We start from the raw sequence: 16128 nt of genomic DNA, 5'->3' as shown, positions 1-16128 counted from the left end.
CGGACTCCGAGTTTTTATTTTTAAGAGGCTGTTTCGATTGCATCCCATTTTGTAAGTTGTAAAGGGGTATCGAATTTCTCCACTGCGAGTGGAATCGGGACAGCTTCATCTGGTGTTGAAAAAATAAGCGTTGCACGGTCGAGTAAAACATTTTTCGCAATCATTGCACCGTGGAATACGACATCATTTTTTAAGACAATCGTTGCTTTCGGGGCCAAAATTAATTGGCTGAACGTATTTTCGCCCCCTGTAAAGGTTAGCTTGTCTGCACCGGTAATAATGTTTCCTTTAAAGCCACCGTCACCAGGTAGTGTAAGGTCTGCTGATTTCACGTATAGAAGACCTGGTGATGTGAAGTTTGAATCGAATTCGATTGGTTGTTTGCCATCGATATACGTTTCAATAGAAGCGGAATCTGAAACAATCTGTCCGGCTGTATCCGTGTAATTTTTAATGAATAGTTTTAATGTGCCAGAGCCTTTAACGGTTAATGTTGCACCGTTTAATAAACTAAGTGAATCAACACGTACGACTTGATCACCGTCTCCAATATCGATTGTAGCATTAATGCCATCTATAATAATCGTAGAAAAATGCACTTCTGATTCACTAAATCGGTAAGGTTTAGTTGTAGTAAACGCACTTTCTGTCTTGCTGTCCATCGTTAAAGCACCATCTTGTACGTAGTAAACTTTTAGTGGTTCAAGTTCTTCGTCTGTTTTTTTCACTTTACGAATCGTACCGTCTTCTTCTTCGACTTCTTTATAAAGATCTTCTTTTGGAATTGGTAAGTATTGTTCATCTTCTGTAATAGGAAGAGCGTCGAATGTTTCCACATCTTTAGAAGGGAACGTCGGTAAATACGTGTTAAATGATTGCGCATTTCTCATTTTTAGTGGAGATGCATCTGTATTTCCATCGTTGTAACACGTATCGTAGTAACCGTTCGTATCTTGTAAGTATTGGCAACTAGAGGCATCAATTTGAATATCTTTCGTATGTGTCGAAGCGACATTGCCTACGATTTTTGAACCGTTTTTAGCAACGACTTGTTCCGTTGCGTGGATGGCATATTGATAATTGTAAATTTTATTCGTTTTCGTAACGGGTACTTTTAATTCTAACTGAAATTTTTGCGAAACGGTCGTTTCGTATTTCCCGACAGTTGCTGTCGTTTGAAGTTTATAGGATTCGTCTTTGTTTTGAGAAAGCAATGTCGTCGTAGAAGGTGCATTCCCTCTTACGATATTGTAGTCAGTTGATGTCTGTTCTTTCCCGATGAATGGTCGTAACAATTGATGGGCACGCGCATAAAAAACAGCATCTACTTCAAAACCTTTTTGGTCCGTAGAAGAGAGTTGGTTGTAGCGTGCTATCGTCTCATCGTACGCTTGTTTGATGACTTCATCGTATTGTTGTTTCGCCGTTTCTAGTCCGGCTTTTGCAATCATTTTAGATGATGTTTGTTCGGATTGGATTTTCTTTGCTTGATCTTTTGCATTCGTTTGTTCTATGGCTGCAAATGCTACAGCACATATGAGCAGTACGAGGGCAAATAAACTTAGAAAAATGGTCATTTTTTTATTTTTCAACAACTAGTATTCCCCCCATTTCGTCGAAAGGTGATGCTTTCCATGTTGTACGTGTTTCAAGTGTTGTGAGTAGGTTTTGTTCGTTTATTTTCGTTTTTGTGCCATTGTAAATTGATAGAACCGTTTTAGAAAAATGGTCAGTCGTTTTAGAAGGTTGTACGGAGAACACGTACGTTAAGTCGTTTGCTGTATCATGTTTAATGAATTGTTTGTTTTCTTTTTTCGTATACCCGAGTTGATGAAAAGCTTCTATATTGTTTGCAGTTAAATAATCTGCACTTAATGTAGCAAGTTGTGTGATTTCATGTTGTCCTTTTTCGGATGCAACTGCGGCTTGTGATACGAGATTGTTTTGTGCTTGAATTTCCGCGTGATGATGGCGGAAAAGCGCAATTGTGGCAATCGTTAAAATAATAAGGATTAACATTTGATTCAATCGTTTATTTGACATACATAGACCTTCTTTCCTAGTTGAAACGTAACGCTTTAATCATAAGCGTTTTTCCAAAGATTCTCAATGTGTAATACGTAAAATCAAATCGTTTTTTTATACATTATTTTTATTTATAACATATAAATCGTAACCATTGTGAAATATACGGTTGTCACGTTTAGAAATTAGAAGTATTATCAAAAATAGTTCCTTTAAAATAAAGTGGAAAAGATTCATTAAATATTTGAAAAAATGTCTTTTCGTTTGTATTATGGGGTAAGGGATATAATTAGAAAGTCGCAAGTAGAGAGGGGTTTTTTCGATGGATCAACAAGAAACAACACAACGATCTGATAAGCCAAAATCAAAAAGAAATGGTGCGGTATTATTTGCATCATTTATCGCCGCTATTATTATTCTGTTTTTCGGTATCAATTACATTCTTGTACATAATGATATTAAAGATGCGGATAAGCAAAGTGAAAATTTATCAGAACAAATTAGTTTATTAACGACAAATGTAGAAAAGCAACAGCGTTTACCTGAAAATATTTTGAAAGAGGCAACCGCTTTTGCGAAAGAGGAGCGTTTACAAGTAACGCCTGTTTTTGATGTTCTTCTAAAAGAAGCAACGGATGATGCGGCGTTAACAGGTATTACTTTTAATGAATCAGGTCTTCAAATTAAAATGAATTTCTCTACACTACAAGATGCGACAGCTTATGAAAAAGCATTAGTCAAAAATAAAGATATTTTTGAAAATGTAAAAATGGATAAAGTAGCCGCTTATACACCAGTATCTGAAGATGAATTAGCATCTAAACCAGATATTGCAACGACTGCTCGCTATCAAGCTGTTTACAATGTAACGCTTAATAAAGTGCAACTGCAAAAAGCACAACAGAAAGCGGGGAAACAATAATGGCAGAAAAAACGAAAAAATCTAAGCCAATTACGTACGTACTGATCATTATTGCCGCGATTGCTATTTCATACGTGCTATACGTGTATTTATTGAATCCCCAAATGGATAAACGTGCAGCATTAGAAGAAAAAGTAGCGACACAACGTGATGAAGTACAAAGCTTACAAGTGAAAAAAGCGGCGTTGACAAAAACAACGACGAATAAAAATGCTACGAAATCAGCAGCGAATATGACGGAAATGGCAGCGCAAGTGCCGGATGGTATTCATTTAGATACGCTTACGGATGATTTACAAGCAGCTGAATCTTCAAGCTCAACACAAATTACAAACTTTATTTTCAATGCGTACGATGCACAAAGTAAAGTAGATACGACGATGACACCGATGACCGCTTTAACAGAAGCTGAAGAAAAAGGAAGTTATGCAGCAGATGCAACGCCAGTTTCTGATATTCCAAAAGGGACATTACCGAAATATACACATTTAGTAACAGTACAATTAGCTGTCAATGCGTATACGGAAGAAGATATTCGCAACTTTATTGGACAATTAGAACAAGCACCGCGTATGTACATCGTTGAAAAAGTGAAATTTGAAGCACCAGATGCTTCGGATTCAACAGCAAATGATGTCGTTGCAGCTAAAATTCAAGTAACAGCAATGTATTATGAAGCGCCAGTCGTAACCGAAACAAAAGCAACGAACGAGTCGAATAAAAAAGCAGACGATACGTCAAAATAAGACGTGTCGTTATGCATGTAGTAAAAGGAGTATGTGTTTTAACGCATACTCCTTTTTTTCGTGGCATAAATGACGTAATTGGCATAAATACGCGTTCTTTTAGAATGAATATTGTTTTTTGCGCTGTTTTTCGTAGAGAACGTCTTTTTTGGGCTGTTTGTTGGAATGATAGACAATTTGTAGTATAGAGGAAAGGAGGGTGTTTATGATTTATTTAATTAATCCACAACTTTTTAGTACGACAGTTATAGAGAGGATTACATCGAAATATGAACGTATTCATGGGCAAATTGCCTTTTTAGATTTATGGCCAAATGAAAAATTTAACGATGCGATTCACCAACTCGTCCAATTAATGCCAAGGCATGAAAAGCACAATATAGGTATTTCGATTACGTCTAAAACTGTGTGTAAGCCCAAAGGTCTATTCGTTCGAGTGTTCCTCGCTATTTGGTACTATAAAAAAATTGAAACATTAGAATTATATTTCCGTATAGGAAATAAAGAAAAAATATTGCAAAATATATTAATGTAAGGAAACCTTTTTCGTTGAATTTTAGTTATAATATAATTGAAGAATCATCCTCATTCATTATGATTGATGGCGTTCACGATTTATATGGTGTTGTAAAACATACCGAAAAGTATTTGCGTAAAATGCTAGGACAGAAGGTGGTTCTACGATGATGCAATCGATTCAAGCTTTAGAGCAACCGAGGGAGAGATTGTGCCAAGTAGGAGCGCGTCAACTGAGCAATCAAGAATTACTGGCGATTCTTTTGCGAACTGGTGTCAAAGAGCAGTCTGCTACGCAGTTAGCTTCGCAATTGTTAAACAAGTTTTCTCACGTTACAGAGATAAAAGATGCTGTGATCGAAGAACTCACGCAAGTAAATGGTATTGGGAAAGTAAAGGCAATTGAACTGCTTGCCGCACTTGAATTTGGTCGACGTGTATACGATCGACAAGTGCAAAATTTGACGACGATCCGGTCACCAGAAGATGCAGCCGATTTTTTAATGAGTGATTTATCGTCGTTAAAGCAAGAACATTTCGTCGTCCTGTATTTGAATGTTAAAAATCAAATTATTCATAGACAAACGGTTTTCATCGGGAGTTTGACGGCTAGTATTGTCCACCCTCGTGAAATTTTTCGAGAGGCGGTCAAACGTTCAACAGCTTCTATCATTTGTGCGCATAATCATCCATCTGGCAACCCTTCACCGAGTCCCGAAGATATTGAGGTTACGAAACGAATCAAAAAGGCCGGACATATACTCGGAATTGAACTTTTAGATCACGTCATTATTGGTGACGAGCAATTTATTAGTTTAAAAGAGAAAGGTTTTATGTAAGTACTGTAAATTTCTAAGTTTTTTCGTTATAATGAAACGTATGATTTTAAGACAGCTAGTTAAAAGTAACAGCTTCAGAGAAAGGAAGAGCAAATAGTGTTTGGATTAGGCGGGAAAGATGTCGGTATTGACCTCGGCACAGCGAATACATTGGTATTTATTAAAGGGAAGGGGATCGTTTTACGAGAACCTTCAGTAGTAGCAAAAAATACACAAACAGGTAGCATTGTAGCAGTCGGTAATGACGCTAAAAATATGATTGGTCGTACACCAGGATCAATCGTAGCAATTCGTCCAATGAAAGATGGCGTAATTGCAGATTTTGATATTACAACAACGATGATTAGTTATTATTTAAAAGAGGCAATGAAAGCTTCTGGTAGTAACTTTAAAAAACCAAACGTTATGATTTGTGTACCATACGGTATTACTTCAGTTGAGAAACGTGCAGTAATTGATGCAGCTCGTCAAGCAGGTGCAAAAGATGCGTTCACAATCGAAGAACCATTTGCAGCAGCAATCGGCGCAAATTTACCAGTTTGGGAACCAACTGGCTCTATGGTCGTTGATATAGGTGGCGGTACGACAGAAGTCGCTGTCATTTCATTAGGCGGTATCGTTACGAGTGAATCTGTACGCGTAGCAGGTGATGCAATGGACCACGCAATCATTTCATATATCCGCAAACAATATAACTTAACAATCGGTGAACGTACTGCAGAAGCGATTAAAATGGAAATCGGTTCTGCTTCTACAGAAGGATCTCCAGAAGAAAAAATGGAAATCCGCGGTCGTGATTTAGTAACAGGTTTACCAAAAACAATTGAAATTTCTTCAGTTGAAGTTGTAGAAGCTTTACGTGAATCAATCCTTGCAATCATTGCAGGTGTTAAGAAAACATTAGAACAAACTCCTCCAGAACTTTCTGCAGACGTTATGGAACGCGGAATCGTGCTTACAGGCGGTGGTGCATTACTTAAGAACTTAGATAAAGTAATTAGTGATGAAACAAATATGCCTGTATTTATTGCTGAAACACCGTTAGACTGCGTAGCTATGGGTACGGGTATGGCATTAGACAATATCGACCTAGTGAAAAGCAACTCTACAAAATAGGAGGCTTAAGCAATGCCACAATTTATGAACAGAAAAAAATTTATTTTTCTAATTATCGGTTTCGTCGTAGTCGTGGCATTAATCAGTTTATCCTTAAGTGATCGACAAAAAACATCTTTACCAGAAAAAAATCGTGAAAGATACCGTTGGTTTTGCACAATCTATTGTTGCAAAGCCAACGAACTATGTTACGGGATTTATTAAAGATATTGATGCCATGGTGAATACGTATGAAGAAAATAAACGTTTAAAAGAACGTTTAGAGGAATTCGGTACGTTGAAAGCAGAAGTAACTGAACTGAATGTGGAAAATGAACGTTTGTTAAAACTTGTGAAGAAAAAAGATGACTTACGTAAATATGACCCGATTCAAGCGAATGTTATTGCGCGAAACCCAGATCAATGGGAAGAAAAGCTGATTTTAAATCAAGGCTCAAATGATGGTGTGAAAGTGAATATGGCCGTATTGACAGCGCAAGGCTTAGTAGGGAAAATTGTGCAAACGACACCAAAAACAGCTGAAGTAGAGTTATTATCGACGAATAATACGAACTACCGTGTGTCTGCGACTATTGCAAATAAGAAAAAGAAACGAATGGCTTAATCGAAGGATACGATCGTAAAAACGGTTTACTTATTATGAAACGTATTGATTCTGAACTGTCTGTTAAAAAAGGGGATAAAGTAACGACTTCTGGTTTAGGTGGCATTTTCCCTAAAGGTATTTTAATCGGGGAAGTAACAAAAGTAGAAACGGATGACTACGGTTTGACGAAATCTGCTTACATTAAACCAGCTGCGGACTTTACGATGCTAGATCATGTCATCATTGCAAAACGTAGCTCAGTTTCGGTTGATGGCTCAGACGGCGCCTCTACGAATAAGACAGTAGGAGATGAAAAATAGATGACGCGTTTCCTCATACCAATCGTTGCGATTGCTTTATTCTTTGCTGAAACAACATTTTCTCTTTTTTCACCTATTGAGATGCAAAATCAAGTTATTTACTTAGTGCCACGTTTTTTAATTTTATTTTTGATTTTCTTTGCCATTTATTACGATCGTAAAAAAGCGATGATTTATGGATTGATTTTCGGATTGTTAAATGACATTATTTACATCGATATTATTGGTCTCTATACGGTTTTATACCCTGTAATTTGTTTTATTGCTGGTTCTACTGTAAAATATATACACCAACATCTAGTTGTTACTTCGACAGTAGCGCTACTCTTAATTGCGGTATTAGAAGTTGTTATGTATAGCTTCTTTGTACTTATCGGAGTTATTACGGATGTTACATTCACTGAATTTTTAAATACACGCTTACTACCAACGATGATTGCGAATGTCATTTTCGTTGTATTGCTAGGCTGGGTGTTTAAATATTTATTTGAATACCGTTCATTCGAAAAAGCGAACAGATCGATTTTATAATCTGAAAATGAGGTGTATAGTTTGGCAACGAAGCAACTAGTGACAATCAAAGGGACAAAAGAAGGCCTCGTATTGAAATTGGATGACCAATGTGGTTATGAAGATTTGCTAGAGGCTTTGCAGTCAACAAAAGTAGTTCCGCAGCATAAAGAAGCAGATCATTTAGATATCCAAATTCATTTAGGAAATCGCTATTGTACACACGAAAAATTAAAGAAATTGTTGAGTGTTGTAGAAGAAACTCAACAAGTAACCGTTTCAAAAATCAAGAGCGATGTTTTAACAGTTGAGGAAAGTAATCAACGTGTGTTGAAACATCAATCTTCTACATATATCGGTATTGTCCGTTCAGGACAAGTACTGAAAATAGAAGGTGACGTTGTCATCATAGGTGATATTAACCCAAATGGGAAAGTTGAAGCTACGGGAAGTATTTATGTGTTAGGACGTGTTAAAGGTGTTGTTCAAGCCGGTAAAGGTGGCAATCGAGAAGCTGTTATTATCGCATCTTGGTTGGAAGCAACGCATTTAATGATTGATGATGTACTTGAAATCATGACGAATGAAACGACAATCCTTTCTGAAAGACCAGAAATGGAATGTGCTTATTTACATGATAATGGACATATTGTAATCGATCGCCTACAAAACTTACGAAGTATTAGACCGAATTTGGCAACGATAAAAGGAGGAAGCTAATGTGGGGGAAGCTATTGTAATCACTTCTGGTAAAGGAGGAGTTGGTAAAACAACAACTTCTGCAAATTTAGGTACTGCATTGGCACTTCAAGGAAAAAAAGTGTGCTTAGTCGATACAGATATCGGTTTACGTAACCTAGATGTTATTTTAGGTTTAGAAAACCGAATTATTTACGATTTAGTAGACGTCGTTGAAGGACGCTGTAAAGTGCATCAGGCACTCGTGAAAGACAAACGCTTTGATGAACTATTATTCCTATTGCCAGCAGCACAGACTTCCGATAAAACAGCAGTGACACCGCAACAGATGAAAGTTTTGATTGAAGACTTAAAAGAGGAGTTCGATTTTATTTTAATCGACTGCCCAGCAGGGATTGAACAAGGGTATAAAAACGCAGTAGCAGGTGCAGACCGTGCGATTGTCGTGACGACTCCAGAAATTTCAGCGGTGCGCGATGCTGACCGTATCATTGGTTTGTTAGAGCAAGAAAGTATTGAACCACCTAAATTGATTATTAACCGTATACGTCCAGATATGATGGACCGTGGTGAAACATTAGATGTTAACGAAATTACGACGCATTTGTCGATTGAACTATTAGGGATTATTCCGGATGACGAACATGTCATTAGTTCTTCTAATAAAGGAGAACCTATTGTCATGGACCCAACGAGTATTGCTTCGAAAGCGTATCGTAATATCGTACGACGTGTGTTAGGTGAATCTGTTCCATTGATGACGCTAGAAAGAGAAAAACCTAGTTTCTTCTCTAAATTGAAATCAATGTTTAAAAAGTAAAAGAATCGTTTTCAAGAACTTTATCGTTTTTGAAAACGATTTTTTTCATTAGAATTATGAGAATATTTTGCAACTAAAGTTATTTTGCAATTATTCTTGACGCTCTAATGCTCGTATGATATGATTTGTAACGTTATGTAGCACCCGTGCTACAACCGCTCTGAACTAGTTTTAAAGTGTTTTTTTCGAAGAACCACTAGCTTGAAGGCGAGTCTGAGTCTATTAAGGAGGTGCAGTTATGTACGCAATTATCGAAACTGGTGGTAAACAAATCAAAGTTGAAGCTGGCCAAGAAATCTACGTTGAAAAAATCAACGCTGAAGCTGGTGAAGTGGTAACTTTCGACAAAGTTCTTTTCGTTGGTGGTGAAGCTGTTAAAGTTGGTGCTCCATTCGTGGAAGGCGCTACTGTTACAGCTAAAGTTGAAAAACAAGGTCGTCAAAAGAAAGTGACAATTTTCAAACTTAAAGCTAAAAAGAACTATCGTCGTAAACAAGGTCACCGTCAACCATACACTAAATTAGTTGTTGAAGCTATCAACGCTTAATTTACGAGGTGATATTATGATTACTGTAGAAATTCAGTCCACTGAAGATCGCAAGTCATATGGCTTTGAAATTTCAGGTCATGCCTATTCAGGCGATCCTGGTAGAGATTTAGTTTGCGCTGGTGCATCTGCCATTGCCTTTGGTACGGTCAATGCAATCAACTCAATCTTACAAATCACACCCGGAATCGAGCAAGGTGAAGAAGGCGGATTTTTATCTGTCGTTATTGATCCTTCCGATCTTGATTCTGAAACCGATGCAAAACTGCAAATTATTCTTCAAACGATGGTAACTCAAGTGTATACGATGGTTGCTAGTTACGGAGAATTTATCGAATTAAAATATAAGATGGTTTAGGAGGTGGAACATATGTTACTAGTATCTTTAGATTTACAGTTCTTCTCATCTAAAAAAGGTGTAGGTTCTACTAAAAACGGTCGTGACTCTCAGTCAAAACGCTTAGGCGCTAAACGTGCTGATGGTCAATTCGCTAAAGCTGGTATGATTATTTACCGTCAACGCGGTACTAAAATCTATCCTGGTGAAAACGTTGGTCGCGGTGGTGACGATACTTTATTCGCAAAAGTTAATGGCGTCGTAAAATTCGAACGTCTTGGCCGCGATAAAAAGAAAGTTAGCGTTTATCCTGTAGCTCAAGAAGCTTAATTTAAGAGCAAAAGGACTGCACGAGTTGCAGTCCTTTTTTTGTGAAAGAAATCGGCTCTCGCGAAATTCGCAGAGTCGTTCTTTTTTTATTGAAATAAAATAAATTCAATGCAATACATTTCATAACGCATAAATGAAAGAAAATTGGTATACTAATAGTTATGAACATCTCATCAAAAGGAGCGTGTAGTTGTGACAGAACGACGAATAACGGTTAATGAGGTGTTGCGGTTCATGCATCACGATATGATGAACCAGCTACAACTTGTCAAAATAAATTTAGATTTAAATCGAATTGAAGACGTTGAGGAAGCTGTCCAAAAAATGGCGACTCATTCTCAAAACTTTTTTAATATAAATAGATTATGTATTCCACAGACAACTGAATGGCTCCATACAGTTGCCTGGCGTTATCCAGCGCTTCAAGTAAGCGTGACATGTACGATTGAGGATGTAGCAAAACTAGAATGGGACGAGCCTCTGGAACATTTGTTGGAACAAAGCGTTCAACAAATTGTAGAAGGTATTGATCCGTTAGTAGAACAACGACTTTCGTTAAATGTTTTTTCAAGTAAAACAGATTTTGAAATTACGTTTGATTATGAAGGGAGTTCGTCAGCGACTCCGAATTTAGAGCTGACAAATGCAGAGTTACTTTTGGAAGATGAATCATTTTCTCAAAGTAATTGGCATTATTGTATTTATGCCCATAAGGAGGGAATTTAAACAATGTTTGTTGACCACGTAAAAGTATACGTCAAAGGTGGCGACGGCGGTGATGGTATGGTTGCTTTCCGTCGTGAAAAATTTATTCCGAACGGTGGACCAGCCGGCGGTGATGGTGGTAAAGGTGGCGACCTAGTCTTTAAAGTAGACGAAGGTCTTCGTACGTTAATGGATTTCCGTTTCAAACGTCACTTCAAAGCCCAATCAGGTGAAAATGGTATGAGCAAAAACGCGCACGGTCGCGGTGCAAAACCATACGTTGTGCCAGTACCACCAGGTACGGTCGTAACGGATGCTGAAACAGGTCGTGTTATTGCCGATTTAGTTGAAAATGGCCAAGAAGCAATTATTGCTAGAGGAGGTCGTGGAGGTCGCGGTAACTCTCGTTTCGCAACTCCTGCGAACCCAGCGCCAGAATTATCTGAAAAAGGCGAGCCAGGACAAGAGCTAGATGTTATATTAGAATTGAAAGTTTTAGCAGATGTTGGTTTAGTTGGTTTTCCAAGTGTAGGGAAATCTACATTATTATCAGTCGTATCATCTGCAAAACCGAAGATTGGTGCTTACCACTTCACAACAATTGTTCCAAATTTAGGAATGGTTCAAGTAGATGAAGGTAAATCATTCGCAATGGCAGATTTACCGGGTCTAATTGAAGGGGCTGCACAAGGTGTCGGTTTAGGTCACCAATTCTTACGTCATATCGAGCGTACACGTGTTATCGTGCACGTTATTGATATGAGTGGTATGGAAGGTCGCGATCCTTACGAAGACTACTTAACAATCAATAAAGAATTAGAAGAATACAATTTACGTTTAACTGAACGTCCTCAAATTGTTGTAGCAAACAAAATGGATATGCCAAATGCAGAAGAAAATTTAGCAGAATTCCGTACGAAAATTGGTGAAGACGTGAAAGTATTCCCAATTTCAGCTATTTCTCGTCAAGGTTTACAAGAAGTATTGTATGAAATAAATACATTGCTAGATGTAACACCAGAATTTTTACTTCATGATGTAGAAGAAGAAACAGACGCAACGGTATTGTATAAACATGAAATCAAAGGTCCTGACTTCGTCGTTTCCCGTGATGAAGATGGTACGTTCGTATTAAGTGGAGATACGATTGAGCGTCTATTCAAGATGACAGACTTTAGTCGTGAAGAGTCTGTACGTCGTTTCTCTCGTCAGATGCGCGGTATGGGTGTTGACGAAGAACTTCGTAAAAATGGAATCGAAAATGGCGATGTCGTACGTATCTTAAAATTTGAATTTGAATTCGTCGAATAGTTATTCGTGATAGGGGGGAAAAACATGAAAAATGTAGCGGATCAACGTTACTTTTTAGTCCGTGAAGATGTATTGACGGATGCCATGCAAAAAACATTACAAGCAAAACACTTGTTACAAACTGGAGCAGTGTCTTCAATTTGGGATGCTGTAAAAGAAGTCGATTTATCTCGAAGCGCTTTTTATAAGTATCGAGATGCTGTTTTCCCCTTCCATTCAATTGTACAAGAACGCATTTTGACGGTGTTTTTACAATTGGAAGATCGCAAAGGAACGTTAGCGCGCTTACTTTCAACAGTGACGGAAACGCACTGTAATGTGTTAACGATTCATCAAACGATTCCAATTCAAGGAAGAGCGAATGTCACGTTATCTCTTGATGTAACGGCGATGGACGTTGAATTAGATGAATTGCTGCAACATCTAAAAAAATTAGATTTTGTAGAATCAGCTGAGGTTATTAGTTCAGGAGCGTTATAGTAGAGGGGAGCTTTTTAAGTGGCAGAAAAAGAGTGGGAAAATAGGGTAGCTTATTTAGGGCCAGAAGGAACATTTACACATCTGGCTACGAAACAAATGTTTCAAAAAGATTGGCTCGTGCCAATTAAGACCATTCCAGAGTGTATAGAGGCGGTTTCAGAAGGACAGGTAGATTTAGCTGTCGTACCTATCGAAAATGCGTTAGAAGGCATCGTACCGCTTACGATTGATTATTTATATCATGAGGCAAACTTGTTTGTGGCAGCTGAATTGTCGATTCCTATTGCACAAAATTTGATGGTGCATCCATCTCAATCAGCGAATTGGGAAAACATCCAGCACATTTATTCACATTCACATGCGCTTGCTCAATGTCATAAATATTTACATTATCGTTTCCGTGGTATACCACAAGAACCTAAATCTTCAACAGCAGCTGCAGCACAGTACGTTTCCGAACGTCCTGATGAATGCATTGCATCGATTGCAAATGAAGCAGCAGCTGAGCAATACGGGTTGACGATTGTGGAACGCAACATACATGATTTCCATTTTAACCATACGCGCTTCTTCGTTTTATCAAAAAGTAATTTACGAATTGAAAAACGAGAAGTAAATCAAATAAAAACGACCTTTATGGTGAAGTTACCGAACGATGATCCGGGTGCGCTTCATCAACTATTATCTGTTTTTGCTTGGAGAAAACTCAATTTAAGTAAAATTGAATCGAGACCATTGAAGACAGGGTTAGGCGACTATTTTTTCGTCGTAGACATTTTAGAAGATGAAAGAGCTCCCATGATGCAAGGTGCGCTTGAAGAATTGCATGCACTCGGTTGTTCTGTCAAATCACTCGGCAGTTATTATATATTTGATCAAGCATAAAAAGCTCAAAAGCCTCCTGAAACAATTGTTTCGGGAGGCTTTTTTTATAGTAATCATAATGTTGTTTAAGCGTCTTCTTTCGGTAAAAATCCGTTGAGTTGTAACGTTTGAATAGCGCGATTTAATTTCTCTTCGGAGTCAGCTACTAACGTGTGTAAATGAGCCCCTTCTGTCAAAGAAAGAAGGGGACTAGCTGCCGTTGCTTGCATTTTCTTTATAAATTGTTGCACATCATATCGGTTTGACACCATAATCGAAGCGGTCAAATCTCCGTAAACAGGATGAACGATTGTCACATCTTTCACCGAGACGCCAGCATCTACTAATAACTGAAGTTCTTCTTCTGTACGTTCTTCTGTATGATGACTTGCTACTTGTTTTTCAAAATAAATATCTTTTTCAGCTTGTAAATACATATAGCCTTGGCTCGTTGCAATAATCGGCTCGTTACGTGCTTTCAATAAAGCCATATCGTTGACGATGACTTGTCGCGAAACATTTGTTTGCTTCGCTAAATCGGTACCTGTAATGGCTTGTTGTGTGTTTTTAAGAAGGTCCGTTAAAAAAGCGCGACGTTCTTCCCCTAATAATTTTTTCATCCAATCACCTCAAAATGCGTTTCATACATGTTCCTACATAGTTTACCATGTAAAATCAATTCTGTTCGTTTAAAAACTGATTAACGAAACAACTTATGATAAAATGAGAATATGTGTTTGTATGCTTTGCGTGTACGAATAAACGATTACAACGCAAGCTGGAAGTGAGGATGAATCATGTACGATTACATAAAAGGGCAAGTTACACGTATTACACCTGAATATATTGTCGTAGAACAAGCGGGCATTGGATATCAATTGAATACACCGAATCCATATGCTTTTCAGTTGAGCAATGAAATAGTTCAAGTGTTTACACATTTACAAGTGCGTGAAGACGCACATCAATTGTTTGGATTTGTTTCTTTGGAACAACGAGAATTGTTCAGAAAGTTAATCCAAGTATCAGGAATCGGACCTAAAGGGGCGTTAGCAATCGTCGGCAGTGGGACACCGAATGATGTCGTTGCCGCGATTGAGCAGGAAGACGAGAAATTCTTAGTGAAATTCCCAGGTGTCGGTAAAAAAACAGCACGTCAAATGATTCTCGATTTAAAAGGGAAGCTGGATCAATTTTTGGAAAATATCGAGCTGCGTAGTGCAGAAGATGAATTACCATTGTTCGGCGTCAATCCATTTAAACATGAGTTAGAAGAAGCGAAGTTAGCACTAGGTGCACTTGGTTATTCTGAAAAAGAATTAGAAAAAATTACGCCGATTTTAGAAGACGATGAACGTTTAACGACGACGGAAGCTTATATGAAACAGGCATTAAAATTATTGCTGAAACAACAATAGAAAGGAGGGCGTACGATGGAAGATGAACGTGTCGTAACAAGTAATGCAACAGAATTTGATGAATCTTTTGAATTGTCGTTACGTCCGCAAAATTTAGCACAATATATCGGGCAACATAAAGTGAAGAAAAATTTGAAAATCTTTATTGAAGCGGCAAAGCTTCGTGAAGAATCACTCGATCATGTGTTGTTATACGGTCCACCAGGGCTCGGTAAAACGACACTTGCAGCGGTCATTGCGAATGAGATGGGGGTCAATATTAAAATGACAAGTGGCCCAGCAATTGAGAGACCAGGTGATTTAGCTGCCATTTTAAGTAGCCTAGAACCTGGAGACGTGTTATTTATTGATGAAATTCATCGCTTACCACGTGCCATTGAAGAAGTTCTTTATCCGGCGATGGAAGATTTTTGTTTAGATATTGTCGTTGGTAAAGGTCCGACAGCACGTTCTGTCCGCCTAGATTTACCACCATTTACATTAGTTGGGGCGACAACGCGCTCTGGAGCATTATCTGCTCCACTTCGAGACCGTTTTGGTGTATTATTACGGTTGGACTATTATGATGAGCAGTCTCTAGCTGAAATTGTGATGCGTAGTGCAACGCTGTTTGATGTGGCAATCGACCTTCCTGCTTCAATGGAGTTAGCACGCCGTTCTCGTGGGACACCACGAATTGCGAACCGTCTTTTAAAACGAGTGCGTGACTATGCACAAGTTTTGGGTGACGGAGATATTACGATGTCATTGTCTAAAACAGCATTAGAGCTATTACAAGTAGATCCTCTTGGTTTAGACCATATTGACCGAAAGCTGATGGAAACGATGATTGAACGCTTCCGAGGGGGTCCTGTCGGTTTAGATACGATTGCAGCAAGTATTGGGGAAGAATCGATGACGATTGAAGATGTGTACGAACCGTATTTGATGCAAATCGGTTTTGTTCAGCGAACACCTAGAGGACGCATGGCAACAGCTTTGGCCTACGCGCATTTTGGATACAGCTACCCATCAGAAAATTAAGGAAAAGAAGGAAA

Annotated in this window: 20 protein-coding genes, 1 pseudogene and 1 other annotated feature; of the genes and pseudogenes, 18 read left to right on the top strand and 3 right to left on the bottom strand. The window is 38.2% G+C overall.

Annotated features, from left to right (window positions below):
- Positions 1–20: 20 nt before the first annotated feature.
- Both KSHG_RS06465 and KSHG_RS06460 read right to left on the bottom strand, forming a co-directional pair.
- Positions 21–1595, bottom strand: a complete 1575-nt coding sequence (locus KSHG_RS06465; RefSeq protein WP_235728347.1) for an AsmA family protein — start codon at positions 1593–1595, stop codon at positions 21–23.
- Positions 1582–2043, bottom strand: coding sequence for a hypothetical protein (locus tag KSHG_RS06460; protein ID WP_010303586.1), 462 nt, complete (start codon positions 2041–2043; stop codon positions 1582–1584). The genes KSHG_RS06465 and KSHG_RS06460 overlap by 14 nt, the downstream gene beginning before the upstream one ends.
- 304 nt (positions 2044–2347) lie before the next feature.
- Between KSHG_RS06460 and KSHG_RS06455 the strand changes: the two genes are divergently transcribed.
- From KSHG_RS06455 to pheA, 16 genes and pseudogenes are all read left to right on the top strand, one after another.
- Positions 2348–2947, top strand: a complete 600-nt coding sequence (locus KSHG_RS06455) for a hypothetical protein (protein WP_010303585.1) — start codon at positions 2348–2350, stop codon at positions 2945–2947.
- A complete protein-coding gene (locus KSHG_RS06450) occupies positions 2947–3693 on the top strand; it encodes a hypothetical protein (RefSeq protein ID WP_010303584.1) in 747 nt (248 codons plus the stop codon). Before KSHG_RS06455 ends, KSHG_RS06450 begins: the two co-directional genes overlap by 1 nt.
- Before the next feature lie 205 nt (positions 3694–3898).
- Positions 3899–4228, top strand: a complete 330-nt coding sequence (locus KSHG_RS06445; protein WP_010303583.1) for a hypothetical protein — start codon at positions 3899–3901, stop codon at positions 4226–4228.
- Positions 4229–4376: 148 nt separating this feature from the next.
- Positions 4377–5048: a RadC family protein gene (radC, locus tag KSHG_RS06440; protein ID WP_010303582.1), complete on the top strand. Its 672-nt coding sequence runs from the start codon at positions 4377–4379 to the stop codon at positions 5046–5048.
- Between the two features lie 96 nt (positions 5049–5144).
- Positions 5145–6164, top strand: a complete 1020-nt coding sequence (locus KSHG_RS06435; protein ID WP_010303581.1) for a rod shape-determining protein — start codon at positions 5145–5147, stop codon at positions 6162–6164.
- 12 nt (positions 6165–6176) lie between these two features.
- A pseudogene (gene mreC, locus KSHG_RS16270) lies at positions 6177–7070 on the top strand (rod shape-determining protein MreC).
- A complete protein-coding gene (mreD, locus tag KSHG_RS06425; protein WP_010303577.1) occupies positions 7071–7601 on the top strand; it encodes a rod shape-determining protein MreD in 531 nt (176 codons plus the stop codon).
- Positions 7602–7622: 21 nt separating this feature from the next.
- Positions 7623–8300, top strand: a complete 678-nt coding sequence (locus tag KSHG_RS06420; RefSeq protein ID WP_010303575.1) for a septum site-determining protein MinC — start codon at positions 7623–7625, stop codon at positions 8298–8300.
- A gap of 1 nt (position 8301) precedes the next feature.
- Positions 8302–9099 carry a septum site-determining protein MinD gene (minD, locus tag KSHG_RS06415; protein ID WP_010303574.1) on the top strand — a complete coding sequence of 266 codons (798 nt, stop codon included), beginning with the start codon at positions 8302–8304 and terminating at the stop codon, positions 9097–9099.
- A 143-nt stretch (positions 9100–9242) separates the two neighbouring features.
- Positions 9243–9324, top strand: a sequence feature (ribosomal protein L21 leader region).
- A gap of 13 nt (positions 9325–9337) precedes the next feature.
- A complete protein-coding gene (gene rplU, locus KSHG_RS06410) occupies positions 9338–9646 on the top strand; it encodes a 50S ribosomal protein L21 (RefSeq protein WP_010303571.1) in 309 nt (102 codons plus the stop codon).
- A gap of 16 nt (positions 9647–9662) precedes the next feature.
- On the top strand, positions 9663–10004 hold the full coding sequence (locus tag KSHG_RS06405; RefSeq protein ID WP_010303570.1) for a ribosomal-processing cysteine protease Prp: 342 nt from the start codon (positions 9663–9665) through the stop codon (positions 10002–10004).
- A 12-nt stretch (positions 10005–10016) separates the two neighbouring features.
- Positions 10017–10313: a 50S ribosomal protein L27 gene (gene rpmA, locus KSHG_RS06400; RefSeq protein ID WP_010303568.1), complete on the top strand. Its 297-nt coding sequence runs from the start codon at positions 10017–10019 to the stop codon at positions 10311–10313.
- A 192-nt stretch (positions 10314–10505) separates the two neighbouring features.
- On the top strand, positions 10506–11039 hold the full coding sequence (locus tag KSHG_RS06395; protein WP_026022522.1) for a Spo0B domain-containing protein: 534 nt from the start codon (positions 10506–10508) through the stop codon (positions 11037–11039).
- 3 nt (positions 11040–11042) lie between these two features.
- Entirely contained in the window at positions 11043–12329 is a 1287-nt protein-coding gene (gene obgE, locus KSHG_RS06390; protein WP_010303565.1) for a GTPase ObgE, read from the top strand.
- Positions 12330–12353: 24 nt separating this feature from the next.
- Positions 12354–12809, top strand: a complete 456-nt coding sequence (locus KSHG_RS06385; protein ID WP_010303563.1) for an ACT domain-containing protein — start codon at positions 12354–12356, stop codon at positions 12807–12809.
- A gap of 18 nt (positions 12810–12827) precedes the next feature.
- Positions 12828–13694 carry a prephenate dehydratase gene (pheA, locus tag KSHG_RS06380; protein ID WP_010303562.1) on the top strand — a complete coding sequence of 289 codons (867 nt, stop codon included), beginning with the start codon at positions 12828–12830 and terminating at the stop codon, positions 13692–13694.
- A gap of 65 nt (positions 13695–13759) precedes the next feature.
- On the opposite strand, the gene KSHG_RS06375 is transcribed toward pheA, so the two are convergent.
- Entirely contained in the window at positions 13760–14293 is a 534-nt protein-coding gene (locus tag KSHG_RS06375; protein ID WP_010303560.1) for a transcription repressor NadR, read from the bottom strand.
- 177 nt (positions 14294–14470) lie between these two features.
- On the opposite strand from KSHG_RS06375, the gene ruvA reads away from it, so the two are divergent.
- Both ruvA and ruvB read left to right on the top strand, forming a co-directional pair.
- Complete coding sequence (gene ruvA, locus KSHG_RS06370) at positions 14471–15091, top strand: Holliday junction branch migration protein RuvA (RefSeq protein ID WP_010303558.1); 621 nt, start codon at positions 14471–14473, stop codon at positions 15089–15091.
- A gap of 15 nt (positions 15092–15106) precedes the next feature.
- Positions 15107–16114, top strand: coding sequence for a Holliday junction branch migration DNA helicase RuvB (gene ruvB, locus KSHG_RS06365; RefSeq protein WP_010303555.1), 1008 nt, complete (start codon positions 15107–15109; stop codon positions 16112–16114).
- Positions 16115–16128: the final 14 nt, after the last annotated feature.

It is taken from the genome of Kurthia senegalensis, from assembly GCF_000285595.1.
Classification (GTDB): domain Bacteria; phylum Bacillota; class Bacilli; order Bacillales_A; family Planococcaceae; genus Kurthia; species Kurthia senegalensis.
Note: the sequence above shows the minus strand (reverse complement) of the source record. Positions and strands in the feature narration are given on the sequence as shown.

Excerpts from the sequence above, each read along its gene's own strand:
- KSHG_RS06450 (WP_010303584.1), top strand. The coding sequence starts at position 2,947 with ATGGCAGAAAAAACGAAAAAATCTAAGCCAATTACGTACGTACTGATC.
- rpmA (WP_010303568.1), top strand. The coding sequence starts at position 10,017 with ATGTTACTAGTATCTTTAGATTTACAGTTCTTCTCATCTAAAAAAGGT.
- KSHG_RS06445 (WP_010303583.1), top strand. The coding sequence starts at position 3,899 with ATGATTTATTTAATTAATCCACAACTTTTTAGTACGACAGTTATAGAG.
- KSHG_RS06385 (WP_010303563.1), top strand. The coding sequence starts at position 12,354 with ATGAAAAATGTAGCGGATCAACGTTACTTTTTAGTCCGTGAAGATGTA.
- KSHG_RS06460 (WP_010303586.1), bottom strand. The coding sequence starts at position 2,043 with ATGTCAAATAAACGATTGAATCAAATGTTAATCCTTATTATTTTAACG.
- radC (WP_010303582.1), top strand. The coding sequence starts at position 4,377 with ATGATGCAATCGATTCAAGCTTTAGAGCAACCGAGGGAGAGATTGTGC.
- ruvA (WP_010303558.1), top strand. The coding sequence starts at position 14,471 with ATGTACGATTACATAAAAGGGCAAGTTACACGTATTACACCTGAATAT.
- KSHG_RS06455 (WP_010303585.1), top strand. The coding sequence starts at position 2,348 with ATGGATCAACAAGAAACAACACAACGATCTGATAAGCCAAAATCAAAA.
- mreD (WP_010303577.1), top strand. The coding sequence starts at position 7,071 with ATGACGCGTTTCCTCATACCAATCGTTGCGATTGCTTTATTCTTTGCT.
- KSHG_RS06375 (WP_010303560.1), bottom strand. The coding sequence starts at position 14,293 with ATGAAAAAATTATTAGGGGAAGAACGTCGCGCTTTTTTAACGGACCTT.
- obgE (WP_010303565.1), top strand. The coding sequence starts at position 11,043 with ATGTTTGTTGACCACGTAAAAGTATACGTCAAAGGTGGCGACGGCGGT.
- KSHG_RS06405 (WP_010303570.1), top strand. The coding sequence starts at position 9,663 with ATGATTACTGTAGAAATTCAGTCCACTGAAGATCGCAAGTCATATGGC.
- ruvB (WP_010303555.1), top strand. The coding sequence starts at position 15,107 with ATGGAAGATGAACGTGTCGTAACAAGTAATGCAACAGAATTTGATGAA.
- rplU (WP_010303571.1), top strand. The coding sequence starts at position 9,338 with ATGTACGCAATTATCGAAACTGGTGGTAAACAAATCAAAGTTGAAGCT.